Consider the following 25844-nt stretch of genomic DNA (forward strand, 5'->3'; position numbering starts at 1 on the left):
ATTTAATACGAAGCATTGGCCCCGACTGTTAAACTAAAGCCGTTGAATTATGCAGAACGCATCTGACCGAAGAACCAAAAGCGGAGCAGTTATGAGCAGTATTACCCATCTAATTCTCATCAGACACGGACAAATCCAGGCCAATGTTGATAAACGCTGGCATGGCTGGACCGACAGTGAACTGACCGAGACCGGCCTGCTGCAAGCCGAGCGTGTGGCGCAGCGCATTGCCAGGGAACACCCCGATGTTACCGCTATCTATGCCAGCCCGTTGAAACGAACCTATAAAACCGCCGAAAACATTGCACGACTACTCGATCTGGACATCATCGAAGAGCCGCAAATTAAAGAATACGGAATTGGTGTACTGGAAGGCGAACGTTTTAGCGACCTACATAAAACCCATGCTTTTTTTGAACAAGTGGAAGCCGACCCGCTTTACGCCCCGCAAGCAGGAGAATCCATTTCACAGGTGGGGTGCCGGGTGAGAACGGCGTTGCAAGGGTTCGTGGAACGGCATCCCGGCGAAAAGATTGTGGCCGTCAGCCACGGCGCTGCAATGGCATTAGGACTGGCGGGATTACTGGATGATGGCGATTGGTATGCCTGGAATAAATACCATTTTATGAACACCAGCATTACCGAGCTTACGATAGCGTCTGATGCGAATACGCTGGTGCGGCTGAATTGCACCGAACATCTGGAAGGCTTATAACAAACACAGGCCCTGCTAATACTAATAGCAGGGCCAATTAAGCCTTAGCGTCGGCAAACAGTATCAGCTGGACATATTGCGGCCGTAAAAAATCTCGAGCATTTCACGACGCAACTTATGGCTGATGGCCTCCTGCTCTTTCGCACTCAATTCATCCACACCCAAACCGAACAGATAGTTGTCAAGGTTGAAGTCTTTCAACAACATTTTGGTATGGAAGATATTCTCCTGATACACGTTCACATCGATCATTTCGTACAGTTCGAGGGTTTCATCCAGGAAATAATTCTGGATCGAATTAATCTCATGATCAATATAGTGCTTCATACCATCAACATCCCGGGTGAATCCACGTACCCGGTAATCCACGGTCACGATATCCGAGTCGAATTGATGTATCAGGTAGTTCAACGCTTTCAGAGGTGATATAACACCACAGGTAGAAACATCAATATCCACGCGAAAGGTACTGATACCGTTTTCATTGTCCGGGTGGGTCTCAGGATAGGTATGCACCGTCACGTGGCTTTTATCCAGGTGCGCTACTACGGACTCTTTCAAAGGACCGGGCTCTTCCTTGGAGGGGTCTTCTTCTGGTGCGATCGGATGCTCAGCAATGAGCATGGTGACGCTGGCGCCTTCAGGGTCGTAATCCTGGCGCGCCACATTCAAGATACTGGCACCGATAATTTCCGTCACCATCGTAAGTATCTGAGTCAGACGCTCGGCGTTATACAACTCATCTACGTACTCACGATACTCGCGCCTGTGTTCAGGTGTCTTGGCGTAGCATATATCGTAGATATTAAAACTCAGGGATTTCGTCAGGTTATTGAATCCATGCAGTTTTAATTTATGTGGTATTTCGGAATCGCTCATCTACTCAGTTCTCAAAGGGTAGATCCTAAATAAAAGCCATAGTGTAAACGTTATGGCCTGCCAAAAGTGAAACCGGATATAGGGGGGTGCCATATCATCTGCACCATGGTGCTGTCCGGATCTTCACAATAAAAACTTCTGGCCCCGTCACGGTGAGTGCGCGGCTCGGTCAATATAGTAACGTGATTAGATTTCAAGTACAGGAACCACTGATCCACTGCGGCCTCCTGGTCAATTACGAAACCGATATGATCCAGCTTCTGCCGGCTACCGCGCTCCACCGGAGACGGGGCCCGATGCAGTGCCAGATTGTCACAGCCGGATGTCAGATATAAGTTATTCTGATCCGGCCTCCATTCCACCTGCATACCCAGCAGTGACACATAAAACTGCTCGCATTCGTCGAATCGTTCCACGAACAACGCAACATGCCGCATGCCACCGAACGCTGAAGGCCGCTGCATCAGACTGCCTCGGTTATCTCATAACTGTGGGTAATATTAACACCGGCTTTTGACAACATTATGGACGCTGAGCAGTACTTTTCAGCAGACAATTCCACTGCCCGCTTGACCTGCGCTTCTTTCAATCCGCGACCACTCACTAAAAAATGTAAGTGGATGGATTCAAATACGGCAGGGACTGCGTCAACACGTTCGGCAGAGACCTGAGTCACACAATCAGTCACGTCCTGGCGGGATTTCTTCAGTATATGCATCACATCAAAAGCAGAACAACCGCCCACCCCCAACAACATCAGTTCCATGGGGCGCACCCCCTGATTGTTGCCACCGTATTCCGGTGGCCCGTCTATGGTCACGGTGTGACCGGAGCCGGATTCAGCTTCGAACTTAACGTCACCGGCCCAGCGAATGGTTGCTTTCATCTCGACACTCCCGGGGGCTTGTTTCCAAAATAGTGATAGACCTGCATTTGGCGCGCAAGATAACACAATCCATTCCGCTTGTGTGTAAAATAATTGGCCTGCCACGAACGCTATCTGGCCTGACCAAACCCGGATTTCCATTAATTGCAAAATGCGCAAAAAAACGGCGCAACGGATCACATACCTGATGTCTAACTTGCTCTATAATCTCTTGAAATCAGGTCACATTTAAACAATCTGGGCCTATTTCGCCTAAATTTCAAGCTTAATGACGATCATGCAAAAGTAGCAAGGCTTGGTATTTCAAGCCATAATGAAATACCTTAAGGAAATAAATAGACGATGCCGGATCCTCATCCGCTCGATCACAACGATAACAAGGTCAAACAATGACGTTGAAACCAAACCGACTCATCCCGGATACTGAACAGTTTCTGGCTAACACTCACAGACGCAAATACCCTGCGAAAAGCACACTTATCTATGCCGGCGATGATTCTGATGCCCTTTATTACATCATCAAAGGTACGGTTATGGTGGTCATTGAGGACGATGACGGTCGTGAGATGATCATGGCATACCTGAATGAAGGTGATTTCTTCGGTGAAATGGGCCTGTTCGATGAAGCGGCGGGACGCAGCGCTTGGATCAGGGCAAAGACGGAATGCGAAGTAGCTGAAATCAGTTACAACAAATTCAAGCAACTGGCAAAAGAAGATGCTGATATTCTGTTCGCCGTGAGTGCCCAAATTGCCGGACGGTTACGGGCAACCACCCGTAAAGTAGGCGACCTGGCGTTTCTGGACGTCACCGGACGGGTGGCCCGCACATTGATCGAACTGTGCAAACAACCCGAAGCAATGACGCACCCCGACGGCATGCAGATTAAAATTACGCGCCAGGAAATCGGCCGAATTGTGGGATGCTCCCGGGAAATGGTAGGACGGGTACTTAAAAACCTGGAAGAAGAAGGACTTATTCAGGTAAAAGGTAAAACCATGGTGGTGTACGGAACCCGGTAGCCATCGCAGGCGACGGCACATAACCCTGAATGGCTAACCAGCCATTCGGTTCCGGCTTTTGCCAGCACTGACTACTTGGTATTTTGTAACCTGTCGTTCTGCACCGTAGGCGTTTGCTCCGCAGGAATATCCTGCACCTCCACCACCCCTTCCACCGGCGGCTCATCCCCCACCTTTTCTGATACAACGTATCCGAAGCCAATATTCAATGCGATTAAAACCCCGGAAATCACGAATACATATCCCATAATGAAGCACTCCTTACCACGCAACGACTTTATGTAATCGCGCCTAAGGTACTAAACAAAACGAGGGGTTATAAGGGGAAAAGGCGCCAATATTAAGCGCCTGTTACGCAAAAAACCAAGCAGCCTTATTGACCAGTCAGTCGACTGGTCTGCTCGGCATTGACATCGGATTACTTGGGCTCAGCGTCGGATTTCTCGGTGGTGTCGGATTCCTGAACGGAAGTGTCGGGCTCCTGAGCTTCCACCGTTTCTACCTCAACCACGCCTTCCGCTTGCGGTTGATTTTCTTCGGTCGCTTCAGAACCCACATAGACTATTCCAAGATTAACGGCGACCAATACGCCCAGTATCGCAATCAGTTGCATTCAGTTTCCCCGTATTTATTCGTTCAAATTGCCGTGAAAGTCTACACCGTTAACTGCCACGCGGATATGGTTCTAAAGGCTTATCTAGCTAACGAATAGCTGCCTCAGTGTCTGCCCGGGATCCGGCGACCGCATAAATGCCTCACCAACCAGAAAGCTATTAACACCCTGTTCCCGCATTATCTGTACATCGTCGACAGAGAGTATACCGCTTTCTGTGACCACAATCCTATCTTGCGGAATTTTTTCCAACAGGCTAAACGTGGTTTGCAGGCTGACTTCAAACGTATGCAAATTTCGGTTATTAATTCCCACCAGCGGCTGATTAAACGATAGGGATCGCTCCAGCTCTTCTTCATTATGGACTTCGATCAACACGTCCATGTCCATCTCTATTGCCGTATCGGTCAACTCCTTAATTTGGCTATCGGTCAGGGATGCAGCAATCAACAGAATGCAATCGGCATTGATTGCACGGGCTTCCACTACCTGATAGCTGTCGACAATGAAATCCTTGCGTATAACCGGTAAATCGCAGGCGGCCCTGGCTTGCATCAGATAGTCTTCATGCCCCAGAAAAAAATCCCGATCCGTGAGCACGCTAAGGCACGCGGCGCCGCCAGCCTGATAGGATCGAGCGATGGCAGCAGGATCGAAATCAGAACGGATAACGCCTTTACTTGGAGACGCTTTTTTTGCTTCCGCAATGACTGCGCTTTGGCCATCTTGCAGTCGAGCCTGCATGGAGCGGGTAAAGCCACGTACGGGTTGCGCCTGCTCGGCCAATTTCAGCAACGCTGCTTCGGATTGCAGAGCCTTCCGTTCGGCGATTTCCTGCCATTTTCGCTCGATGATTTTCTTCAGTACCGTGGGTGTTTCGCTCATAGTCATTCTGCCACTCAGCTTATATAGCCGTGTTTTCCTCTTCCAGCACTTTGCTGAGTTGCGCCAGCTCGTTCAGTTTAGCCAAAGCTAATCCACTTCCTATGGCATCCTGTGCACACGCCACCCCGGCAGCAATGGAATCGGCCAGTCCTGCCACATAAATCGCAGCACCGGCATTCAATGCTACGATATCCGCCGCCGGGCCTTCATTCTTACCCAGAACAGACTTGATGGTAGCAAGACTCTGCTCAACACTGTCCACAGACAACGACGACACAGGAGACCGCTGCAAGCCAAAATCTTCTGGCTGAATGCTGTACTCCCTGATTTCGAACGGCGTGGCTTCTGCCACATAGGTAATATCACTGATACTGATTTCATCCATGCCATCAGCTGAATGCACAACCAATACGTGCTCGCACCCCAAGCGTTGCAGAACTTCAGCCACCGGTCGCACCCAGTGCCTGGAATACACACCCAGCACCTGGCGCTTGGCTCCGGCCGGATTGGTCAACGGACCCAGCAAATTGAATAGTGTCCTGACTGCCATTTCTTTACGCGGCCCGACTGCGTGCTTCATCGCACTGTGATGGGAAGGTGCGAACATAAAGCCCACACCTAACACATCCACACACCGGGCGACCTGTTCCGGTGTTAATGCCAGATTTACTCCCGCTGCCTCTAATACATCGGCGCTGCCGCTGACACTGGAGACCGAACGGTTACCGTGCTTTGCGACTTTGCCACCGGCTGCGGCCACAACGAAAGCCACGGACGTGGAGATATTGAATGTTTTTGAGCCGTCCCCACCGGTGCCACAGGTGTCGATCAGATTTTCAGGTTGCGCCATTTTCACCGGAGTCGCCAGAGAGCGCATGACACGCGCAGCCCCGGTTATTTCGTCCACCGTCTCCCCTTTCATGCGCAAGCCGATCAGGAAACCGCCGATTTGAGCAGGCGTGGCGTTGCCCGTCATAATCTGTTCCATCACTTGGGACATATCTTCTTCACTAAGGTCTTCGCGCTCAGTGACTTTCTTCAGTGCGGTTTGAATATCCATCTTACATCCGGAATGTGCTGTTCAATTTTTTAAAGTTGCATCCTACCATAATCCGATAGCCCTCTGGGGCGGTCACAATTGCAGGAAGTTTTTTAGCAGATCGTGGCCCTGACGGGTGAGTATCGATTCCGGGTGAAATTGCACGCCTTCCAGCTTAAACGCCCGATGCCGCATCCCCATAATCTTATCAATGCTCCCGTCTTCCATCTGCGTCCAGGCAGTCACTTCCAGGCAATCAGGCAACGTATCCTGCGCCACCACCAAAGAGTGATAGCGGGTGGCTTCAAAAGGATTATCCAAACCTGCAAACACACCTTGGTTGCGATGATAAATGGGCGACGTTTTGCCATGCATAACCGCATCGGCACGCACCACCTTGCCACCAAAAACCTGCCCGATACACTGGTGGCCCAGGCAGACTCCCAAAATCGGCAGCTTACCCGCAAACTGCCTGATTACATCCATTGAAATGCCGGCTTCGTTCGGAGAACAGGGTCCGGGGGAAATAACCAAACGCTCCGGCGCCAGTTGCTCAATTTCCTGCACGCTGATTTGATCGTTGCGTTTAACCACGATATCAGCACCCAGCTCACCAAAATATTGCACCAGGTTGTAGGTGAACGAGTCGTAATTATCAATCATTAATAACATGCTTCAATCCTCTACCGGAACCAGGCCGTTGGCGGCCATTGCCATCGCCCTGAACACCGCCCGCGCTTTATTTTGCGTTTCTTTCCACTCCAGCCTGGGAACGGAATCTGCCACAACGCCAGCACCGGACTGAATGTGCAGTTGTCCGTCTTTGATCACCGCAGTGCGGATGGCAATAGCGGTGTCCATATCCCCCTGCCAGGACAAATAGCCTACCGCACCCCCATAGATGCCCCGCTTTACCGGTTCCACGTCATGGATGATCTCCATGGCGCGGATTTTTGGTGCACCACTCAGTGTGCCCGCAGGAAAAGTGGCCCGTAACACATCAATACAACTTTGATCCGGTTTCAGCTTCGCCTCTACATTGGACACAATGTGCATGACATGGGAATAATGCTCTATGACCATTTTATCGGTCAGTTCGACACTGCCGATTTCGGCAATCCGGCCAACATCGTTTCGCCCCAGATCAATCAACATCAGATGCTCGGCTATTTCTTTGGGATCGTTCAGCAGATCCTGCTCCATAGCCGCATCTTCTTCCGCTGTTTTGCCTCTGCGACGGGTACCGGCAATGGGACGTACCGTCACCGTGCCGTGATCTACCCGGGCCAGAATTTCAGGCGACGAGCCGGCAATCTGGAACTCGCCCATATCGAGAAAATACATATAAGGAGACGGGTTCAGACACCGCAATGCCCGATACAAATCCAGCGGAGGCAGATCATAAGGAATACTCATACGTTGGGAAATTACGACCTGCATCACATCCCCGGCCAACACGAACTCTTTCATTCCGTCCACGGTTTTTTCGAATTCCGGCTGCGGAAAGCTGGATTTGAAATCCGATTCCGCCACACTGAAGCGTTGGAAATCACTTTGCTTCGGCAACGGCTGCTTGAGCTTCAGAAGGATATCGTCAAGACGGTTTTGGGCGCGCTCGTACGCGTTCTCTTCACTCGGGTCAGCATGAGTAATAACAAACAAAGACCCACGTAGATTGTCGAATACCACAATATCATCGGAGACCATCAGCATGATATCCGGGGTGCCAATAGGGTCAGGCTTTGCGCCTTTGTCCAGCCGTTTTTCGATATAACGTACAATATCGTAGCCGAAATAGCCCACCAAACCACCGTTGAATCGCGGGAGACCCTCAATATCCGGCACCTTGAAACGGGCTTGATATTCTTCCACGAACGCTAAAGGATCTTCTGCTTGCAGCTGCTCCTGTATTTCACCATCCTTCCGAATGACCACATCACGATTATTGACCGTGACGCACGTACGGCAAGGCAGGCCGATGAATGAATAACGGCCCCATTTCTCACCGCCCTGAACCGACTCGAATAGGTAGGTAAAGGGTTGATCTGCCAGTTTTTTATAGGTTGATAACGGCGTTTCCATGTCCGCTAATGCTTCGCGCATCAGCGGTATGCGGTTAAAGCCCTGCTCGGACAGGGTATTGAATTTTTCCAGTGTCATGATCATCGCGTTCGTGTCGGCCACATAGACACACCACACCCGGGTTCGGTGTCGAAGGCCTTTCTCTCTTAATCAGTTGTCGATAAATCGGTTCTTAATGATAGTTTGCCGCACTGATTCAATCAGCATGGGCAGAGATGGGTATCACCAACGCCATCGCCAGCGAAGATCGGTGAAAATTTTGGAAGGATTGTCCGAATAAGTACGATTCACAATATTCTACACAATGGTTCAATTACGAAGAATCCTAACATTACACCAGGTTGACGCCTTGTGCCAACCCTTAATCCTGGCCTGCCATCACTTATAATAACAGTTCTCGAAAATCGTCCATCAGCCAGTCGGGGCCGGACAGGGATACCGGCTCGCCATGGTTGTAACCATAGGTCAACGCTGCGCTGACCCAACCTGCGGCCCGGGCTGCCTTCACATCGTTACTGCTATCACCCACCATCAGGCATTGCTCCGGCAGATAACCAAAATGCTGGTCCACGTGCTGCAATGGCAACGGGTGCGGCTTCCTCTGCGGCAAACATTCGCCCCCAATAACCAATTGAAAATAAACTGCAATTTTTAAGCTCGCGAGCAACGGATCGGCATAGGGTTTGGGTTTGTTGGTTATTACCACCATCGGTATCCCGAGTACGGCAAAGGCTTGCAGCACTTGCTCCACACCCGGATACAATTGGCTGGAGCGACCATTTTCTTGGGCATAAAACCGATAAAACTCCGCCAAAGACGCGTTGAAAACCGCCTCATCCACCTGCGCAACCTGCTGCGGATCCGCACTGCCCGCCAGCGCCCTGCGCACCAACATCGCGGCACCGTTGCCTACCCAACCACGTACGTTTTCTTCGCCCGCCGCTGCATACCCCTGACTTTGCAGCATACGGTCAACCGCAACAGCAAGATCCAGCACGCTGTCCACCAGGGTACCGTCCAGATCAAATGCGATCAGTTTCGGCATTTCACCCCGGAAGTGACGTCGTAAGTCTCCGAGCACCGGCCCCAGGTTATCGCTCATCGCGCTGAAGCCAATTCAGCGCGCATGGCATCGATCACAGATTTATAATCCCGCTGACCGAAAATGGCTGAACCGGCTACAAACGTATCCGCTCCTGCCCGCGCAATATCGCCGATATTCTGAACCCCGACACCGCCGTCAATTTCCAGACGAATATCAAAACCGCTCTGATCTATCAACGCCCTTGCCTGGCGCAACTTGTTCAAGGTGTGGGGAATAAATTTTTGCCCACCAAACCCCGGATTAACAGACATCAGCAACACCATATCCAATTTGTCCATCACGTGCTCCATATGATGCAGCGGTGCCGCTGGGTTGAATACCAGCCCGGCTTTGCAGCCACCCTCCCGAATCATTGCCAGACTGCGATCAATGTGTTCACTGGCTTCCGGATGAAACGTGATATAGGACGCACCGGCATCGATAAAATCCCCAATGATACGATCCACCGGCTTGACCATCAGGTGCACGTCAATTGGCGCCGTGACACCATAAGACCGCAACGCCTTGCACACCATCGGCCCGATCGTGAGGTTAGGTACGTAATGGTTGTCCATCACATCAAAATGCACGACGTCTGCGCCGGCGCTCAGCACATTATCCACTTCCTCACCCAGGCGGGCGAAGTCAGCAGCGAGAATTGAAGGGGCAATCAGATAGTCAGCCATGGGGTTAGATCCCGAAATCATTGGTGAGTACGTAAGGTTGAGCCTGTTAGGGGCGCATTGTACCCCATGCGCCGCCAATTGCTAAAAACCTCGTCAGGTTGTGCCGCTATACTCAGACTCAGACCTACCGAGAGCTAATACACTATGCGGAAAAGCGGATTTTGGAAGATCTTTATTTTAATCGCAGCCTGCAACCCGGTTTTTGCGGCGACTGCGGACAAGAAACCCGACCAGGCCGACATTGCGGATCCTGCCGACGGATTTACCGACACGACGCCAAAGGCGCAACCACCGCAACGCGCCGAAACCAAGCAAGGTCAACAATTACAACGGCAACTGGAGAACACCGACATTCAAACCAACGCATCCTGGCTAGGGGTTAAGCCAGATCACTTTCTGGCTTTGTACCGGGCCGATTCCAGCGGCAAGCCCTACGCCAATCTGATTCTATTGCACGACAATCAACAACACCCTGATTGGCCCGGCCTGGTTCACCAAATCAGAACCCAGCTGACCCGGCATGGCTGGAACACACTTAGCGCTGCGGTACCGATGATTCCGGTGGGGGAAGTGCTGGCCGCACCTGAGCTGCAAAACCCGGCCCCGCCAGCGTCGGACGAGGCAGCGGCGACACCCCCGCCCGGTACAAAGCCGGCCGAATCCCGGCCTGAACCCGACACCGCAGAAGCAACCGCCGCCCCGAACACACCGGTTCCGGATGCCGCCACTACCGCCGGGCCGGTGGAGTATCCCGCAGCCGATGTTCCAAGCATACTGGCACAACGGGTTCAGCATGCGGTTAGGTTTATTCGGGCTCAAAGCCCCCTACCAATTTTCATTGCGGCAATCGGCAGCAGCGCAACCCAGCTGGAACAGCAGGGACAGGTCGTCCTGTCTGAGGGGATATCTGCGGTGGTCATAATCGACCCCACTCCGCTACCGGATAAAGATGGCCTTGATCCCGCTGCCCCCGGCATCCAATCCTTGGCGTTGCCGGTGTTGGATCTGGTACCTGAGTTTAACCCTCACAGCGATCCGCAGCTGCGCAAACAGGAGGCCGCCCAACTGCAACGACGACATTATCAGCAACGTGTTATTCCCGGTGCCACGGCGGGATTCGTCCAATACGAGATGGCGGTGATAAAAGCCATTCGCGGCTGGGGCAAACGCCTGTTAGCCGGTGATTAGAATGACTTACTTTGAGGGCTACCGGTTCAGCAGACTGCCGCTATTGTTGTTTACGGACCGAAACAATCAGTTCGTAAGCAGAACGGATTGCCTGAGTTTTTTCTTTGGCGATTTCCAGCATATCTTTCGGCATGCCTTTGGACATCAACTTATCCGGATGATGCTTGCTCATTAGACGCCGATAAGCCCGCTTTAACTCCGATGCCCCCGCATCCGGATTCACCGCCAGGATTTCATAAGCCCGCGCCAATTCATCCTGAGGCGATAGGGGTTCGCTGCCACTTTGGCGGAATTCCTGGTGAGCCTGTGCACTGCGTACTATTTTTTCCAGGGTAGACAAACGAAAGCGTATGGATTGCGCTATATGGCTCAGCGCAGCCCATTCTTTTTGATCCAGCTTGCCATCCGCCAGCGCCCCCTGCACCAGTATTTCCATGAAAATCTGTAGCAACGTTGGCTGACGGCCACAGGTATTGCGGAGTTCCAACAATTCAGCAGAAATATCCTGACTGGATTTTCCCTGATCAAACAGCTCAATAGCGTTGCGCTTTCGCTCTGGCGATAGCCCCATACGCTCCATTACTGCAGTGGTCCACTGGATTTCTGCATCACACACGGCGCCATCGCATTTGGCTATCTTTCCCAGCGCAACAAATGTAGCCTGAAAAAAAGCTTGCTGAGTAGCGGAATCACGGGCGCTGGGCTTGGGCTGAGCGAATTGGTACAAACTGGAACTGAGCTGGATAATAATATCGAACTGGTGACCCAGCCACCCCCCCAACAACGAACCAACAACGCCGAGAGGGCCTCCCCCGGCGAGAAAGTAACCGCTAAACAGCCCCACCAACGGGCCAATCCATACAAAGGATGTCACTGCCTTACTCCTTTAAATTCTGTTCAACACGCTGAAGTCGTTCGGGCGTACCCACGTCCACCCAATAACCCGCGTAAAATTCACCACTGACCTGATCGCGTTCAATCGCTTGCCGAAGCACTGGCCCCAACGGGAAGCGGCCCGGCGCACAATCCCGAAATAACGCCGGTGCTAACACACTGAGACCACTGAACGTGAGCAAATCGGCGCCCTGATTTTGCACCCGACCTTCGGCAGTCAGCGCGAAGTCACCACCGGTATTATGGTCGGGATTTCCCACCAGGATTAAACGGGCCAGGTCATTAGTTGAGGCAAACTCGCGGCTTTTCTGCACAATGGACGCTAAAGGGTAATCTGTCCAGACATCGCCATTAATAGCCAGAAATGGCTGCTCACCCAGTAAGGTTAGCGCATTATATATACCACCGCCGGTTTCTAATAACTCCGGCTCGGTTACAAGGTGAACCTGCATCCGATCGTCGTGCCAGCCCTGCAAAAAATCCTCGATATCTTCCGCCCGGTAAAACGCATTGACCACAACATCATCAAAGCCCGCGGCAACAAGGCGCTCCAGATGATGCTGCAATAGCGGTTTCCGGGCGATCTTGAGCAACGGTTTCGGACAGTTCCGGGTCAATTCGCCCATCCTTTCCCCCCGCCCTGCGGCCAATACCATGGCCTTCATACAAGGGGCTCCAGCAATTCACCGGAGCCGGGTTGCCTGCTCACTAATTCTGCGGCCACCCGCTGCTGTAGCCACGCTTTGAGACGGACTACCGGCTCAATCTCTGCCTGCGGCCCCTGAACGACAACCACCGACAGCTCTTGCAGCAGGTAACGCAGAGTTTTTGGTGTGTGAATGAGGTAATTGGGCTTGCTATCCCGGTAACACAGGCGGGCAAAAATACCGGCCACTTTTAGGTGTCGTTGCGCCCCCATAACGTTGAAACCGTACCAGAAATCATCATTGGTCAGGTTGCTGAGCCCTCGCTGCCGCAATTGCCCGGCAAATCGCCCTGTCCAGGTTTTGACTTTGGATTCTGGCCAGGTGATGCAGGTTTCATCCCGCAACAATGACAACAGATCGTAGGTGACCGGCCCTGCAACGGCGTCCTGAAAATCAATCACACCCAGGCTGCCGTCTTCCAGCACCATTAAATTACGGGTGTGGTAGTCACGATGCACGGGCACGGTTTCCTGCGTCCGTGTTTGCTGAAATAGACAATGGAACGCTTCACTCAACAGTTGCTGCTCTGCTTCGCTAAGCTCCAGCTGCAGATAACGACCACAGAACCAGTCTCGGAACAATTCCATCTCTCTCATCATCAAGGCTTCATCGTAGGGCGGCAACGGTGACAACCTGAATTCGGCCTGCATTATGCGTAACAGCACATTGCAGGCTTTTTCAAAATAGCCCTCCACACTGGCTTCATTCAGCACCGACATCAACAGGCAATCGCCCAGATCGGATAACATCATAAATCCTTGATCGTAATCCAGCGCCAGCAGATCCGGCACCGGTACGCCGGCTGCTTTCAAGCCCTGTAACACATTCACGAATGCGGGATTGTTCTCTTTATCCGGCGGTGCATCCACACAGATCACCGATTCAGCCTGTCCGGCGGAACTTTGATAACGGCAACGAAAATAACGCCGGAAGCTGGCGTCACCGGACACCACCTCCAGAGAAAGTGAAGGACCTTGATAACGGTGGCTTTGCAACAGCTGCTGATTAATCCAGGTGCTAAGCTGAGATAGACGATGATCCACTAAGAGTTGATCCTTAGAATGGCAAATTTGTGACTCACTACGAGGGTTCGTGTATCATCACACCAGACTTAAAACAGGGTCAAGCTCTCTCATCACTTTCCGAACCCGTAGTTAATGAATTGGAAAAATAATATATCCCCCATCGAGAAGGTGGTGGTGACTTTTTTGCTATTAGCCATAGCCACGGCAACCGGTGCAGCAACAGCTGCGGCTGAACCAGAAACCGTCAATCCCTATCGTTATCTGGACTGGGTTTCCGGCGAAGAGATCGCCGCCATGCCCGAGGACCAACGCCCGGCCCACAGCGGCATGTGCGAAGGTTACTACATTTCTCCGCCGTCTCTGACGACCGCGGCGGACCCGGCCCATTCCGATGTTCAGGCTTCGGCAGATCATTTCGATACCCTGCCTGATGGTACTAATGTGCTTACCGGGGATGTCGTGCTCAAGCAAGGCAGCCGGGAACTGTACAGCGACGAGGTTAAGATGAATCGCGCTACCCGGGCTACGGAGCTTAACGGCAACGTTAAAATCCGTCAGCCGGGCATGCTGATTCTGGGTGAGCGCGCAAAAGTCAATCTGAATGAAAAGCAGCTGGACGTAACGGACACGGAATACGTAATCCACCAGATACACGTTCACGGCAGCGCAGGGCGCATCTATAACCCGGATGACCAAATTCTGATTCTGGATCACAGTTCTTACACCACCTGCGAACCCAACGACAACTCCTGGGTCATCAAAGCCAAACAAATCAAAATAGACCAATCCGAAGGTTGGGGTGAGGTAAAAGGTGCCCAGGTGCAGGTCGGGGGCGTGCCCATTCTTTATTTACCCTGGTGGACGTTTCCCATCGATGATCGCCGCCAGACCGGCTTTTTGTTTCCAACTATCGGCAGCGGCCAGAACGGACTCGACTTTTCGGTACCCTACTATCTGAATCTGGCACCAAATTTGGACGCGACCCTGACCCCCCGCTTTTTGTCGGATCGCGGCAGCATGATGGAATCCGAATTCCGCTATTTGTCCGAAAATACCAAAGGTGATATCGGCGGCGGCTATCTGCCCGATGACCAGGAATTCGGTGACAGCCGCAACCTCATCACCTGGCACCACGTTGGGCACTACGACAAATGGGTTAACAAAGTGGATTACACCCGGGTCAGCGACAGCGACTATTTCCTCGACCTGGACACCACGCTCAACACCAGTTCCACCGCCCACCTGAATCAGAGAACCGACATGCGCTATTACGGGGACACCTGGAATTTCGGCGGCCAGGTGCAAAGTTTTCAAACCATCGACGAACTGATCCCTGACAATGCACTGCCCTATCGCATGCTACCCCAACTGTCTGCCCTGGGCCGGTTTCCCATGGGTGATTCCCCGCTGGAGTTTAAATTAGGCACTGAATATACCTATTTCGAGCACCCGGAAAAGATCGTCACCGGCCCCACTACCGCTGAACGCATTCGCCTGATTCCCAGTGCCAGCTATAACTTCCGCCGCGCCTGGGGGTTTGTTCAGCCCAAGCTGTCGTATTATCAACGGTATTACGACATGAACCAGGTCAATCTGACCGACGATGAACGCAACCTCAGCAACGGTATTTTCAGCGTTGACAGCGGCCTCTACCTTGACCGCCCTTTCGAAATGGCTGGCAGTCGCTACTTGCAAACGCTGGAGCCCCGGCTGTTCTATCTTTATTCACCCTATAAAGATCAGAACGACCTGCCGACCTTCGATACCGCTAAAACCAGTTTCAGCTATGAACAGCTGTTCCGGGAGAACCGCTTTACAGGGGGAGACCGGGTGGGCGATGCCAACCAGATTTCTCTCGGCCTGACCTCCCGCCTGATCAACGAACAGACCGGACAGGAAGAAATAAACGTCAGTATTGGGCAGATTTTCTATTTGCGTGATCGTAAAGTTCAACTGACACAAAATAATCCGCCGGAAGAAACCACGCTCTCCCCCTTCGTCGCCCGCATAAACTGGCTGATTGACAGCGAATGGAGCTGGCGTGCAGAAACCCAGATGGACACCCAGGAAAATAATCTGGACAGTATTGTCACCGGATTCAGGTACCGGGCAGAAAACGGCAACCTAATGAACCTCAGTTATAATTTTTATGATGACGGGGCGGTGGGCGCCGACCCGCTGGCAGAAAAAATCAATCAGACGGACTTTTCTTTTATCTGGTCGGTTTCACAACGCTGGGGGCTGATTGGCCGCTGGGGCTACGACCTGGAAGAACAACGTTCTTACGATACGGTGTTCGGTATAGAATACGAAAGCTGTTGTTGGCGGGCACGGCTGGTGAACCGCCGCTATCTTAGAGAGTCCAATGACCCGAGCCTGGTGGTGGAACCCTCGCAGGGCATCTATGTTCAATTTGAGCTCAAAGGCCTGGGCGGACTGGGTGGCTCGGTCGACACCATGCTTGATGATGCAATCTCCGGGTATCAATTACGGGAAAATTCCCGACCCAGCGGATTTTAATATTCACCCTTACCACCAGAATCGACAGACAAGCCTTACGAAGGAAAACGGATGCGTTTAACACCCATATTCAAGCTAATGGCCACCCTGGCCGTTACTCATCTGCTGGTCGGCACGTTGCAGGCAGCCCCCCGCGAACTCGACCGCATTGTTGCCATCGTCGATGATGACATCATTATGGAATCGGAGCTGGCAGAACGCACCGCTGAAATCGCCACCCGCATGAAAAGTCAGCAAGGGCAATTGCCCCCCAAAGATGCACTCAACGAGCAGGTACTGGAGCGCATGATTGTAGAAAACATCGAGCTTCAGATGGCAGATCGCGCGGGCATCCGTATTGATGATAATCAGCTTAATGAGACCCTCGCCAATATCGCCCGCCAGAACAACATGACCACCGATCAATTCCGCGAAACCATTCTGCAGGAAGGCATGTCCTGGGCTTCCCTGCGCGACCAGATCCGCCGTGAACTGACTATCAATCAAATGCGTCAACGCCGGGTGGGTGCCCGAATCCAGATATCCGACAAAGATGTCGACGCCTTTCTGAATTCAGAGCTGGCGAAAACCAATTTAGCCCCGGATTACCGGCTCGGGCATATTCTGATCCCCACCAAACAGGACACAGACGTCGCAGCAGCCGAGGAAACGGCTCTGATGGTGTACAAAAAGCTCAAGGAAGGCGCCGACTTTTCATCAATGGCACTGCAATACTCTGCCGGAGAAACCGCACTGTCCGGGGGCGACTTGGGCTGGCGCAAGGCGGCTCAACTGCCCACCATCTTTGCTGATGTGGCTCTGGAAATGAAAGCAGGTGAGGTATCTGCACCAATCCGCAGCGCCAGCGGCTTTCATATCATCAAGGTACTGGAGCTGCGCGGCGGCACTGAACAAATGGTGGAGCAAACCAAAACCCGCCACATATTGGTCAAACCCAATGAAATTCGCAGTGAAAGTGAAACCCAGCACCTGATTAACGAAATCCATGATGACGTGGTGGCAGATCCGGAACAATTCCCGATTCTTGCCAAAACCTATTCCGATGATCCCGGCAGTGCCATGCAGGGTGGCGAGCTGGGCTGGGTTAATCCCGGCACCATGGTGCCGGAATTTGAAAAAGTGATGTCGGAAACCCAGCCCGGTGGCATATCGGAACCGTTTCAATCCAATTTTGGCTGGCATATTCTGCAGGTGGAAGAGCGCCGCCGTCAGGATATGAGTGAAGAGTTCCGTCGCAACCGGGCTCGCCAGATGCTGCAGCGTCGGCGCTTTGATGAAGAACTGGACGGCTGGTTACGGGAGATTCGCCAAAACGCCTATGTGGAAATCAAACTCTAAGGTCGTCATTACTCCCGGTGAACCGGCCGGCATCGGTCCTGACCTCGTATTGCAACTGGCCCAGCAGGAAGATACCCGTGGCTGGGTCGTGGTGGCCAATGAAGATCTGTTACAGCAACGGGCGAAACAACTGGGATTACCCGGCGACCCGCTGTCCAGGCTCAATATTCACAATATTAGACTGAAAACACCGGTGCACACGGGGCAGCTCAATCCCCTCAACGCCGGTTACGTGCTGGAAACGCTGGATTACGCAATCGACGGTTGCCTGTCGGGACGTTTTCAGGGCTTGGTTACCGGCCCGGTCCAAAAATCCGTCATCAATGACGCCGGTTTACCTTTCAGCGGGCATACCGAGTATTTGCAACAGCGCTGCGGCGTTGAACAGGTTGTGATGATGCTGGCCTGCCCCGGACTGCGGGTAGCCCTGGTTACCACTCACCTTCCGCTGCGGCGTGTCGCAGATGCGATTACACCCGCAACACTTGAGCAGGTAATCCGGATAACCCACACCAGCTTGCAACGGCAATTCGGAATCCGGCGCCCGCGTTTGCTGGTGTGCGGGCTAAACCCCCATGCCGGCGAATCTGGCCACCTGGGCGACGAAGAAATGGTCGTTATTAATCCGGTGCTGAACGATTTGCGGGCGCAGGGAATGGATCTCTCGGGGCCCCTACCTGCCGACACCCTGTTCACCCCTAAATACCTGCAGCAAGCCGATGCCGTGATTGCCATGTACCACGACCAGGGCCTACCCGTTTTGAAGCATCTGGGTTTCGGGCAGGCTGTCAATATCACCCTGGGTCTACCCATAATACGCACCTCCGTTGACCATGGCACCGCACTGGATCTGGCGGGCACGGGCAATGCGGATACCGGCAGCCTGTTGAGCGCCCTGCACTGCGCCCAGCAAATGGCCTCTCAGAGCGACCCCAACCCGGATTACGTGCTTCAGTCAGACAGTGGTGGATCAGATCATGCCCAAGGGTAGAAAACCCGGTTTCAGCAAACACTTACCGCGTAAGCGCTTCGGACAGAATTTTCTGCATGACCCGAATGTCATCCAGAACATTGTTGACGCTATTGCGCCGTCGCCCAACGATAACATGGTGGAAATCGGCCCTGGTTTAGGGGCTCTGACAGAGCATCTGGTGGATGAGGTTGGTCAACTCGCCGTTGTAGAGCTGGATCGGGATCTGCTGCCCAATTTGAAAATTAACTTTGCCACCCGCAATCACTTCCGTATTTACGAAGGGGATGCTCTCAGATTCGATTATCAGCAGATCGGTAGCGACCTGCAGGCGGACAAAATCCGCATCGTCGGCAACCTACCCTATAATATTTCCACCCCCCTGCTATTCCATCTGGTGCAATATCATTCTAGCATTGCCGACATGCATTTTATGCTGCAGAAGGAAGTGGTTGATCGCATGGTGGCCGGGGTCGGCGACAAGGCCTATGGTCGTCTCGGTATTATGCTGCAATATTACTGCAGGATCGAAGCGCTGTTTCTGGTACCGCCCGCTGCGTTCAATCCTCCCCCCAAAGTGGAGTCCGCTATCGTGCGTCTGACCCCCCACGACACCCTGCCTATCACTACCCGCTGTCCGCACACCCTCGGCAAAATTGTTACAACGGCATTCAATCAACGGCGAAAAACAATTCGAAATGCCTTAAAATCAGTAGCCGATGACGAACTACTAAGCCAGGCCGGAATCAGCCCAGAGCACCGACCGGAGCAAATTTCCCTGGCACAATATGCGCGTTTAACCGATTTGCATCTTGAGCAAGCAGATTCGTCGTCCGACACCCATGACTAACATCAAGGAACCGACCCACCCATGCACGAACAGGATTACGACCAGATTCAGGTACAGGTGAGCACAGAATACGTCCCTGACCAATCCAGCGCAGAGGCAGGTCGCTATGTATTCGCCTATCACGTCACCATAGAAAATCACGGCAAATTACCCGCTCAATTGCTGTCACGACACTGGATCATCACCGACGGCAATCAGCAGGTGCAAGAAGTCAGGGGCGAAGGTGTGATTGGCGAAAAACCCACAATTATGCCCGGTGAGGCCTATCAATACAGCAGTGGAACCGTATTGCAGACCCCGGTCGGCAGCATGCAGGGCAGCTATCAGATGATTGATGCAACGGGACTGAAATTTGATGCCGACATTCCTGTATTCACTTTGGCCACCCCGAGGTCACTGCACTGATGGCGACCTACGCCATCGGCGACCTTCAGGGTTGTTTCAAACCGTTCAAATGCCTGCTGGATGAAGTTAAATTCAACCCCGACCAGGATCAGATCTGGCTCTGCGGGGACCTGGTAAACCGAGGTCCTGAATCACTAAAAACCCTCAAATTTTGCTATGACCGGCGTGACAACCTAATCGCGGTATTGGGCAATCACGATTTACATATGCTGGCGGTACTGGCGGGAATAGGCAGCCCCAAACGCAAGGACACGTTCAATGATGTTTTGGCCAGCAAACACCGCGACAAGCTGACTGATTGGTTGCTAAGCTGCCCGCTGATGCACGAAAACGATGATTGGGTAATGAGCCATGCGGGTATCTATCCGGGTTGGTCTTTGCAACAAGCCCGGAAATGTGCCCGCGAAGTCGAGACCGTACTCCAGAATCCGCAGCTGAGACTACAATACTTCGAGAACATGTACGGCAATACACCTGCCATCTGGGATGAAAGCCTGACCGGACCGGATCGCTGGCGCACCATCACCAATTTCTTCACTCGTATGCGCCTGGTCAATGGCGATGGGGAAATCGATCTGACGCACAAAGAAGCGCTCAGTGACGCACCTGCCGGACTCATACCCTGGTTTCAATGGCCACAACGGACGCCGCTTAAAAAGAAAATTTTGTTTGGCCATTGGGCAGCCCTGCAGGGCGTCAGCAATTACCCCGGTGTGCTGGCACTGGATACCGGATGCGTGTGGGGAAATCGCCTAACTGCTGTTTGTTTGGAAACTGAAGCGCTGACCTCCTGTGACTGCGAAAAGTCCTGAAACGCGCTCATTGGATTGAACACCACCCGCCTCTTCTTTGCCCCCGACCTGCCCCGATTGCAATCGTCACGGCCTGACACCACCCCACCCTCATCCGATGTTTAATCGCATATTCAATGGCGTTCTAAACAGTGGAAAAAAAATGGCTGATTTTAAATAAAAGTTCTAAAAAAACAGGGTTAAAACGGGGTAAACGTGTTGGCTGGAAACAGCGTATAGGCCCAAATAGCCTATAACGTTATTTATGTGCTGTCACTAGCCTGGCAGGCAATTCCAACTATAAATAAAAAAAATCCATAAAAATGAAATAATCCCTTTTCTTTCAACCGTTTTTAATTTTTCATACTAAGATAATAATTAAGCATGATTTTGTTATTGAACAAATCGCACCGAAGCAAAGTCCAAGCTTAGCTAACCGGTTGCAGTGAACACGAGGTAGCTCCATGAGTATATTCAGTCACTACCAGAATCGATACGAAGTCACCCAGGAAGAAGAATACTCCCTGCAAGAGTATCTCGATCTCTGTAAGCAAGACCCGCAATCCTATTCCAGTTCAGCAGAGCGTATGCTCGCCGCCATTGGCGAACCTGAGATGATCGACACATCGATGGACCCGCGCCTGAGCCGCATTTTCTCCAATAAAATTATCCGACGCTATCCAGCCTTTAGTGAATTTTACGGCATGGAAGAGTGCATCGAACAAATTGTTTCTTACTTCCGTCACGCCGCTCAGGGCCTGGAAGAGAAAAAACAAATTCTGTATTTATTGGGCCCGGTTGGTGGTGGTAAATCCAGCCTGGCAGAACGATTAAAACACTTAATCGAAAAAATCCCTTTTTATGCCATCAAAGGTTCACCGGTAAACGAATCACCGCTCAATCTGTTTGCGCCGGAAGAAGACTGCGCGATTCTTGAAGAAGAATACGGTATTCCAAGACGCTACGTGAAAGGCATCATGTCTCCCTGGGCTGTGAAACGTCTGCACGAATTCAACGGTGACATTTCCAAATTCAAAGTGGTAAAACTGTACCCCTCCATACTCGACCAAATCGGTGTGGCCAAAACAGAGCCCGGCGACGAAAACAACCAGGATATTTCCAGCCTGGTAGGTAAAGTGGACATCCGCAAACTGGAAGAATTCGCCCAAAGCGATCCGGATTGTTACGCCTTTTCGGGTGGGCTTTGCAAAGCCAACCAGGGCTTGCTCGAATTCGTCGAGATGTTCAAAGCGCCGATTAAAGTATTACACCCGTTGCTGACCGCAACCCAGGAAGGCAACTACAACAGCACCGAAGGCATGGGAGCAATTCCGTTCGACGGAATCGTACTGGCCCACTCCAACGAATCTGAATGGCAGGCATTCCGAAACAACAAAAATAACGAAGCGTTTATTGACCGGATCTATATCGTAAAAGTGCCCTACTGCCTACGGGTTACTGAAGAAATTAAAATCTACGAAAAACTACTTCAGAACAGCTCGTTGTCGAACGCTCATTGTGCACCGGACACCTTGCGCATGCTGGCCCAGTTTTCTACCTTGTCACGATTGAAAGAACCAGAGAACTCTTCCATCTATTCGAAGATGCGTATCTACGATGGTGAAAACCTGAAAGATACCGATCCGAAAGCGAAATCCTATCAGGAATACCGGGATTCAGCGGGTGTTGATGAAGGTATGGATGGGTTGTCTACCCGCTTTGCTTTCAAGATACTCTCCAAAGTATTCAACTACGATCATTCAGAGATAGCCGCCAACCCGGTGCATCTGTTACATGTTCTGGAAAACTCCATTGAACAGGAACAGTTTCCCGGTGACACTCGCGAACGTTACCTGCGTTTTATCAAGGAATTTCTGGCTCCTCGCTACGTGGAATTCATCGGCAAGGAGATTCAGACGGCCTATCTGGAGTCCTACTCCGAATACGGACAGAATATCTTCGATCGCTACGTTACCTACGCCGACTTCTGGATCCAGGATCAGGAATATCGTGATCCCGACACCGGAGAAATATTTGATCGTAAATCACTGAATGATGAGCTGGAGAAAATAGAGAAACCCGCCGGCATCAGCAATCCCAAAGATTTCCGCAATGAAGTGGTTAATTTTGTACTTCGGGCTCGTGCAAATCACGCCGGGAAAAACCCATCCTGGCTGAGCTACGAAAAACTGCGCACTGTAATCGAGAAGAAAATGTTCTCCAACACCGAAGACCTGCTTCCCGTTATCTCGTTCAACCCCAAAGCATCACAGGGCGATCAGAGAAAACACGAAGACTTTGTTTTGCGCATGGTGGAACGTGGCTATACCGAGAAACAGGTTCGCCTGCTGTCGGAATGGTATTTAAGAGTTCGTAAATCGCAATAAGGCGGGTGAAGCAGTGTCGTATATTGTAGATCGACGCCTAAACGGTAAGAACAAAAGCACGGTAAATCGGCAACGGTTCCTGCGTCGTTATCGCAAGCACATCAAAAAAGCGGTAGATGAAGCAGTGACCAAACGCAGCATTACCGATCTTGAGAGCGGGGAAAGCATATCCATTCCCCGCCGGGATATTTCCGAGCCGTTTTTTCACCACAGCAAAGGTGGCAAAAGGGAAATGGTTCATCCCGGCAATAAAGAGTTTGTTGCCGGCGACCATGTGCAGCGCCCTCAGGGTGGTGCCGGCGGAGGCAGTGGTGAGGGTGATGCCAGTGACTCCGGCGAAGGCATAGACGAGTTCGTATTTCAGATTAGCCAGGATGAATTCCTCGACTTTCTGTTTGAAGATCTGGAGCTGCCTAACCTGGTAAAACGTCAGCTGCAGGGGGTCGAGACCTTCAAATACGTCCGCGCAGGCATCATCAATGATGGTAACCCTGCCAAAATCAACGTGGTGCGCTCTATGCGTCAGGCAACCAGCAGACGTATTGCGCTGGGCGCGTCCAGCCGCCGCCGTTTGCGTGAGTTTGAAGCCGAATTCGCAGCGCTCCAGGAACAAGACCCGATTCTGCGGGATAAGCGTCGGGAGAAAGAGCTCGAAGACGAAATTAATTTACTGCGCCGCCGCATCAAAAAGATTCCGTTCATCGATACCATTGACCTGCGTTACAACCATCACCTGAAGCAGCCTAAACCCACTTCAAAAGCCGTCATGTTTTGCCTTATGGATGTATCAGGCTCCATGAATCAGGCCATGAAAGACATGGCAAAACGTTTTTTTATTTTGCTGTATATGTTTCTGAAGCGGAATTATGAGCGCATTGAGGTGGTCTTTATCCGGCATCACACCAGCGCCAAGGAAGTGGATGAGGAAGAGTTCTTTTACAGCCGCGAAACCGGCGGCACCATCGTTTCCAGTGCGCTGAAGATGATGAAAGACATAATGCAGGAGCGTTACCCTGCAGACGAGTGGAACATCTACGGTGCCCAGGCATCGGATGGAGATAACTGGAACGACGATTCGCCTACATGCAGGGAAATACTGCTTAAGGACATATTGCCGCAAGTCCAGTATTACTCCTACATCGAAATCAACCCCCGCCGGCATCAGGCTTTGTGGCGTGAATATGAAACCATTGAAGCCACCTGCGAACATTTTGCCATGCAGCAAATCAGCGATCCGGGCGACATCTACCCGGTGTTCCGCGAACTGTTCCAGCGTAAGCAGGTGCAGCGAGCCAGTTAACACGGAAGGATGTCTATGACTGAACAAAACCCCATATCGACAGGGTCCGACTGGACGTTTGAACTGGTTCAGGAATACGATCGGGAAATCGGACGTATCGCTGAAGGATTCGGCCTCGACACCTACCCCAACCAGATCGAAATCATATCGGCTGAGCAGATGCTGGATGCCTATTCGTCAGTCGGTATGCCAGTGGGTTACAACCATTGGTCCTATGGTAAGCACTTTGTTTCCAACGAGCAGCATTACCGCCGGGGACAAATGGGTCTGGCCTATGAAATCGTTATCAACTCCGACCCCTGCATCGCCTATCTGATGGAAGAAAACACCATGACCATGCAGGCTCTGGTGATCGCCCATGCCTGCTATGGTCACAACTCTTTCTTCAAAGGTAATTACCTTTTTAAAACCTGGACCGACGCGACCTCTATCATTGACTATCTGGTGTTTGCCAAAAACTACATCATGAAATGTGAGGAACGCTACGGTGTCGATGAAGTGGAAGCGGTACTGGATTCTTGCCATGCGTTAATGAACTATGGTGTCGATCGGTATAAACGCCCTTATCCCATTTCCGCCGAAAAAGAACGTCAGCGGCAGCAGGAACGCGAGGAATACTTACAAAAGCAAGTCAACGAATTATGGAAAACCATCCCTTTAATGGGGGGCAAAAAGAGCAAACTCAGCACCAAGCGCTTCCCCGAGGAACCCCAGGAAAACTTACTTTACTTCATTGAAAAAAATGCCCCGCTGCTGGAGCCCTGGCAACGGGAAATCGTGCGCATAGTCAGAAAAATTGCTCAGTACTTTTATCCCCAGCGCCAAACCCAGGTTATGAACGAGGGCTGGGCCACATTCTGGCATTACACCCTGCTCAACAAGCTCTATGAGGAAGGTCGGGTCACAGACGGGTTTATGCTCGAATTCTTACAATCCCATACGTCTGTCGTATTCCAACCGTCATTTGATAGCCGCATGTACAGCGGCATTAACCCCTATGCACTGGGGTTTAATATGATGCAGGATATTCGACGTATTTGTGAGAATCCGACACAGGAAGATAAAAAGTGGTTCCCGGATATCGCTGGCAGTGACTGGAATAAAACCCTGCATTTCGCGATGCAGAATTTCAAAGATGAAAGCTTTGTACAGCAATTTATGTCACCCCGGATCATCCGCGAGTTTAAATTTTTCTCCATTCTTGATGATGACAAGGAACGCGACCTGGAAATTACCGCCATCCACGATGATCCCGGCTACCGGGATATCCGCGAATCCCTGTCAAAGCAATACAATCTGTCCATGAACGAGCCCAATATTCAGGTTTATAACGTCAATGTACGCGGCGATCGCTCTTTAACCCTGCGCCACGTACGGCACAACCGGCGCCCCCTGGACGAAGAGTCGGCACAGGAAGTGTTGAAACACCTGCGACGCCTCTGGAAGTTTGATGTCGTCATTGAATCTGTTCAGGGCGATGAAGTTATGGAAACCTTCAAATGTGGCAGTGAAGGCATTGAAGTCAATTCCATACACGATGACGAGCCCGGCCTGATCCAAAAAGTCTGAGCCAACACT

Annotated in this window: 26 protein-coding genes; 12 read left to right on the plus strand and 14 right to left on the minus strand. The window is 51.7% G+C overall.

Going from position 1 to position 25844, the window contains the following annotated elements; all coding sequences use genetic code 11:
* The first annotated feature begins 91 nt into the window (after positions 1-91).
* Positions 92-715: a histidine phosphatase family protein gene (locus FT643_RS13135; protein ID WP_198043524.1), complete on the plus strand. Its 624-nt coding sequence runs from the start codon at positions 92-94 to the stop codon at positions 713-715.
* Between the two features lie 63 nt (positions 716-778).
* Here FT643_RS13135 and speD read toward each other — a convergent pair whose 3' ends face one another.
* The 3 genes from speD to FT643_RS13150 form a co-directional block, all read right to left on the minus strand.
* Positions 779-1579 carry an adenosylmethionine decarboxylase gene (gene speD, locus FT643_RS13140; RefSeq protein WP_317622031.1) on the minus strand — a complete coding sequence of 267 codons (801 nt, stop codon included), beginning with the start codon at positions 1577-1579 and terminating at the stop codon, positions 779-781.
* Between the two features lie 65 nt (positions 1580-1644).
* Entirely contained in the window at positions 1645-2058 is a 414-nt protein-coding gene (locus tag FT643_RS13145; protein ID WP_156871860.1) for a VOC family protein, read from the minus strand.
* Positions 2058-2480 carry an OsmC family protein gene (locus FT643_RS13150; RefSeq protein ID WP_156871861.1) on the minus strand — a complete coding sequence of 141 codons (423 nt, stop codon included), beginning with the start codon at positions 2478-2480 and terminating at the stop codon, positions 2058-2060. The genes FT643_RS13145 and FT643_RS13150 overlap by 1 nt, the downstream gene beginning before the upstream one ends.
* Positions 2481-2869: 389 nt before the next feature.
* Between FT643_RS13150 and crp the strand changes: the two genes are divergently transcribed.
* Positions 2870-3502, plus strand: coding sequence for a cAMP-activated global transcriptional regulator CRP (crp, locus tag FT643_RS13155; RefSeq protein WP_156871862.1), 633 nt, complete (start codon positions 2870-2872; stop codon positions 3500-3502).
* A gap of 71 nt (positions 3503-3573) precedes the next feature.
* Here crp and FT643_RS13160 read toward each other — a convergent pair whose 3' ends face one another.
* The 8 genes from FT643_RS13160 to rpe all read right to left on the minus strand — a co-directional run bounded on the left by FT643_RS13160 (position 3574) and on the right by rpe (position 9891).
* Positions 3574-3750: a hypothetical protein gene (locus FT643_RS13160; RefSeq protein WP_156871863.1), complete on the minus strand. Its 177-nt coding sequence runs from the start codon at positions 3748-3750 to the stop codon at positions 3574-3576.
* A gap of 170 nt (positions 3751-3920) precedes the next feature.
* Positions 3921-4115 carry a hypothetical protein gene (locus FT643_RS13165; RefSeq protein WP_156871864.1) on the minus strand — a complete coding sequence of 65 codons (195 nt, stop codon included), beginning with the start codon at positions 4113-4115 and terminating at the stop codon, positions 3921-3923.
* 84 nt (positions 4116-4199) lie between these two features.
* On the minus strand, positions 4200-5000 hold the full coding sequence (trpC, locus tag FT643_RS13170; RefSeq protein WP_156871865.1) for an indole-3-glycerol phosphate synthase TrpC: 801 nt from the start codon (positions 4998-5000) through the stop codon (positions 4200-4202).
* 19 nt (positions 5001-5019) lie between these two features.
* Entirely contained in the window at positions 5020-6060 is a 1041-nt protein-coding gene (trpD, locus tag FT643_RS13175) for an anthranilate phosphoribosyltransferase (RefSeq protein ID WP_156871866.1), read from the minus strand.
* 72 nt (positions 6061-6132) lie between these two features.
* Positions 6133-6711 (minus strand): anthranilate synthase component II, encoded by a 579-nt coding sequence (locus tag FT643_RS13180; RefSeq protein ID WP_156871867.1) that lies wholly within the window; start codon positions 6709-6711, stop codon positions 6133-6135.
* A 3-nt stretch (positions 6712-6714) separates the two neighbouring features.
* Complete coding sequence (trpE, locus tag FT643_RS13185) at positions 6715-8199, minus strand: anthranilate synthase component I (protein ID WP_156871956.1); 1485 nt, start codon at positions 8197-8199, stop codon at positions 6715-6717.
* Positions 8200-8503: 304 nt separating this feature from the next.
* Entirely contained in the window at positions 8504-9223 is a 720-nt protein-coding gene (locus FT643_RS13190; protein WP_156871868.1) for a phosphoglycolate phosphatase, read from the minus strand.
* On the minus strand, positions 9220-9891 hold the full coding sequence (rpe, locus tag FT643_RS13195) for a ribulose-phosphate 3-epimerase (RefSeq protein WP_156871869.1): 672 nt from the start codon (positions 9889-9891) through the stop codon (positions 9220-9222). The genes FT643_RS13190 and rpe overlap by 4 nt, the downstream gene beginning before the upstream one ends.
* A 144-nt stretch (positions 9892-10035) precedes the next feature.
* On the opposite strand from rpe, the gene FT643_RS13200 reads away from it, so the two are divergent.
* Positions 10036-11079: a DUF3530 family protein gene (locus FT643_RS13200; protein ID WP_156871870.1), complete on the plus strand. Its 1044-nt coding sequence runs from the start codon at positions 10036-10038 to the stop codon at positions 11077-11079.
* A gap of 40 nt (positions 11080-11119) precedes the next feature.
* Here FT643_RS13200 and djlA read toward each other — a convergent pair whose 3' ends face one another.
* Genes djlA through FT643_RS13215 form a run of 3 tightly spaced genes read right to left on the minus strand, consistent with a single transcriptional unit; the run spans position 11120 to position 13723 of the window.
* Entirely contained in the window at positions 11120-11953 is an 834-nt protein-coding gene (gene djlA / locus FT643_RS13205) for a co-chaperone DjlA (protein ID WP_156871871.1), read from the minus strand.
* Between the two features lie 4 nt (positions 11954-11957).
* On the minus strand, positions 11958-12638 hold the full coding sequence (gene murU, locus FT643_RS13210) for an N-acetylmuramate alpha-1-phosphate uridylyltransferase MurU (protein WP_156871872.1): 681 nt from the start codon (positions 12636-12638) through the stop codon (positions 11958-11960).
* Positions 12635-13723: an aminoglycoside phosphotransferase family protein gene (locus tag FT643_RS13215; RefSeq protein WP_156871873.1), complete on the minus strand. Its 1089-nt coding sequence runs from the start codon at positions 13721-13723 to the stop codon at positions 12635-12637. The genes murU and FT643_RS13215 overlap by 4 nt, the downstream gene beginning before the upstream one ends.
* Positions 13724-13837: 114 nt before the next feature.
* Between FT643_RS13215 and FT643_RS13220 the strand changes: the two genes are divergently transcribed.
* The 9 genes from FT643_RS13220 to FT643_RS13260 all read left to right on the plus strand — a co-directional run bounded on the left by FT643_RS13220 (position 13838) and on the right by FT643_RS13260 (position 25835).
* On the plus strand, positions 13838-16225 hold the full coding sequence (locus FT643_RS13220) for an LPS-assembly protein LptD (protein WP_156871874.1): 2388 nt from the start codon (positions 13838-13840) through the stop codon (positions 16223-16225).
* Positions 16226-16276: 51 nt separating this feature from the next.
* Entirely contained in the window at positions 16277-17563 is a 1287-nt protein-coding gene (locus FT643_RS13225; protein ID WP_232340183.1) for a peptidylprolyl isomerase, read from the plus strand.
* Positions 17544-18554, plus strand: coding sequence for a 4-hydroxythreonine-4-phosphate dehydrogenase PdxA (gene pdxA, locus FT643_RS13230; RefSeq protein WP_156871875.1), 1011 nt, complete (start codon positions 17544-17546; stop codon positions 18552-18554). Before FT643_RS13225 ends, pdxA begins: the two co-directional genes overlap by 20 nt.
* Entirely contained in the window at positions 18541-19383 is an 843-nt protein-coding gene (rsmA, locus tag FT643_RS13235) for a 16S rRNA (adenine(1518)-N(6)/adenine(1519)-N(6))-dimethyltransferase RsmA (protein ID WP_156871876.1), read from the plus strand. The genes pdxA and rsmA overlap by 14 nt, the downstream gene beginning before the upstream one ends.
* Positions 19384-19404: 21 nt before the next feature.
* Positions 19405-19788, plus strand: coding sequence for a Co2+/Mg2+ efflux protein ApaG (gene apaG / locus FT643_RS13240; RefSeq protein ID WP_156871877.1), 384 nt, complete (start codon positions 19405-19407; stop codon positions 19786-19788).
* Complete coding sequence (locus FT643_RS13245; protein ID WP_156871878.1) at positions 19788-20600, plus strand: symmetrical bis(5'-nucleosyl)-tetraphosphatase; 813 nt, start codon at positions 19788-19790, stop codon at positions 20598-20600. The genes apaG and FT643_RS13245 overlap by 1 nt, the downstream gene beginning before the upstream one ends.
* A 443-nt stretch (positions 20601-21043) precedes the next feature.
* Positions 21044-22966 (plus strand): PrkA family serine protein kinase, encoded by a 1923-nt coding sequence (locus FT643_RS13250; RefSeq protein ID WP_156871879.1) that lies wholly within the window; start codon positions 21044-21046, stop codon positions 22964-22966.
* Positions 22967-22979: 13 nt separating this feature from the next.
* On the plus strand, positions 22980-24266 hold the full coding sequence (locus FT643_RS13255; RefSeq protein WP_317622024.1) for a YeaH/YhbH family protein: 1287 nt from the start codon (positions 22980-22982) through the stop codon (positions 24264-24266).
* A 15-nt stretch (positions 24267-24281) separates the two neighbouring features.
* Complete coding sequence (locus FT643_RS13260; protein ID WP_156871880.1) at positions 24282-25835, plus strand: SpoVR family protein; 1554 nt, start codon at positions 24282-24284, stop codon at positions 25833-25835.
* Positions 25836-25844 lie beyond the last annotated feature (9 nt).

Source organism: Ketobacter sp. MCCC 1A13808, from assembly GCF_009746715.1.
GTDB lineage: Bacteria > Pseudomonadota > Gammaproteobacteria > Pseudomonadales > Ketobacteraceae > Ketobacter.

What these genes read in the sequence shown, in the direction of transcription:
- FT643_RS13135 (WP_198043524.1), top strand. Translation starts at nt 92, where the DNA reads ATGAGCAGTATTACCCATCTAATTCTCATCAGACACGGACAAATCCAG.
- FT643_RS13145 (WP_156871860.1), bottom strand. Translation starts at nt 2,058, where the DNA reads ATGCAGCGGCCTTCAGCGTTCGGTGGCATGCGGCATGTTGCGTTGTTC.
- FT643_RS13150 (WP_156871861.1), bottom strand. Translation starts at nt 2,480, where the DNA reads ATGAAAGCAACCATTCGCTGGGCCGGTGACGTTAAGTTCGAAGCTGAA.
- crp (WP_156871862.1), top strand. Translation starts at nt 2,870, where the DNA reads ATGACGTTGAAACCAAACCGACTCATCCCGGATACTGAACAGTTTCTG.
- FT643_RS13160 (WP_156871863.1), bottom strand. Translation starts at nt 3,750, where the DNA reads ATGGGATATGTATTCGTGATTTCCGGGGTTTTAATCGCATTGAATATT.
- FT643_RS13165 (WP_156871864.1), bottom strand. Translation starts at nt 4,115, where the DNA reads ATGCAACTGATTGCGATACTGGGCGTATTGGTCGCCGTTAATCTTGGA.
- trpC (WP_156871865.1), bottom strand. Translation starts at nt 5,000, where the DNA reads ATGAGCGAAACACCCACGGTACTGAAGAAAATCATCGAGCGAAAATGG.
- trpD (WP_156871866.1), bottom strand. Translation starts at nt 6,060, where the DNA reads ATGGATATTCAAACCGCACTGAAGAAAGTCACTGAGCGCGAAGACCTT.
- FT643_RS13180 (WP_156871867.1), bottom strand. Translation starts at nt 6,711, where the DNA reads ATGTTATTAATGATTGATAATTACGACTCGTTCACCTACAACCTGGTG.
- trpE (WP_156871956.1), bottom strand. Translation starts at nt 8,199, where the DNA reads ATGACACTGGAAAAATTCAATACCCTGTCCGAGCAGGGCTTTAACCGC.
- FT643_RS13190 (WP_156871868.1), bottom strand. Translation starts at nt 9,223, where the DNA reads ATGAGCGATAACCTGGGGCCGGTGCTCGGAGACTTACGACGTCACTTC.
- rpe (WP_156871869.1), bottom strand. Translation starts at nt 9,891, where the DNA reads ATGGCTGACTATCTGATTGCCCCTTCAATTCTCGCTGCTGACTTCGCC.
- FT643_RS13200 (WP_156871870.1), top strand. Translation starts at nt 10,036, where the DNA reads ATGCGGAAAAGCGGATTTTGGAAGATCTTTATTTTAATCGCAGCCTGC.
- murU (WP_156871872.1), bottom strand. Translation starts at nt 12,638, where the DNA reads ATGAAGGCCATGGTATTGGCCGCAGGGCGGGGGGAAAGGATGGGCGAA.
- FT643_RS13220 (WP_156871874.1), top strand. Translation starts at nt 13,838, where the DNA reads ATGAATTGGAAAAATAATATATCCCCCATCGAGAAGGTGGTGGTGACT.
- FT643_RS13225 (WP_232340183.1), top strand. Translation starts at nt 16,277, where the DNA reads ATGCGTTTAACACCCATATTCAAGCTAATGGCCACCCTGGCCGTTACT.
- pdxA (WP_156871875.1), top strand. Translation starts at nt 17,544, where the DNA reads ATGTGGAAATCAAACTCTAAGGTCGTCATTACTCCCGGTGAACCGGCC.
- rsmA (WP_156871876.1), top strand. Translation starts at nt 18,541, where the DNA reads ATGCCCAAGGGTAGAAAACCCGGTTTCAGCAAACACTTACCGCGTAAG.
- apaG (WP_156871877.1), top strand. Translation starts at nt 19,405, where the DNA reads ATGCACGAACAGGATTACGACCAGATTCAGGTACAGGTGAGCACAGAA.
- FT643_RS13245 (WP_156871878.1), top strand. Translation starts at nt 19,788, where the DNA reads ATGGCGACCTACGCCATCGGCGACCTTCAGGGTTGTTTCAAACCGTTC.
- FT643_RS13250 (WP_156871879.1), top strand. Translation starts at nt 21,044, where the DNA reads ATGAGTATATTCAGTCACTACCAGAATCGATACGAAGTCACCCAGGAA.
- FT643_RS13260 (WP_156871880.1), top strand. Translation starts at nt 24,282, where the DNA reads ATGACTGAACAAAACCCCATATCGACAGGGTCCGACTGGACGTTTGAA.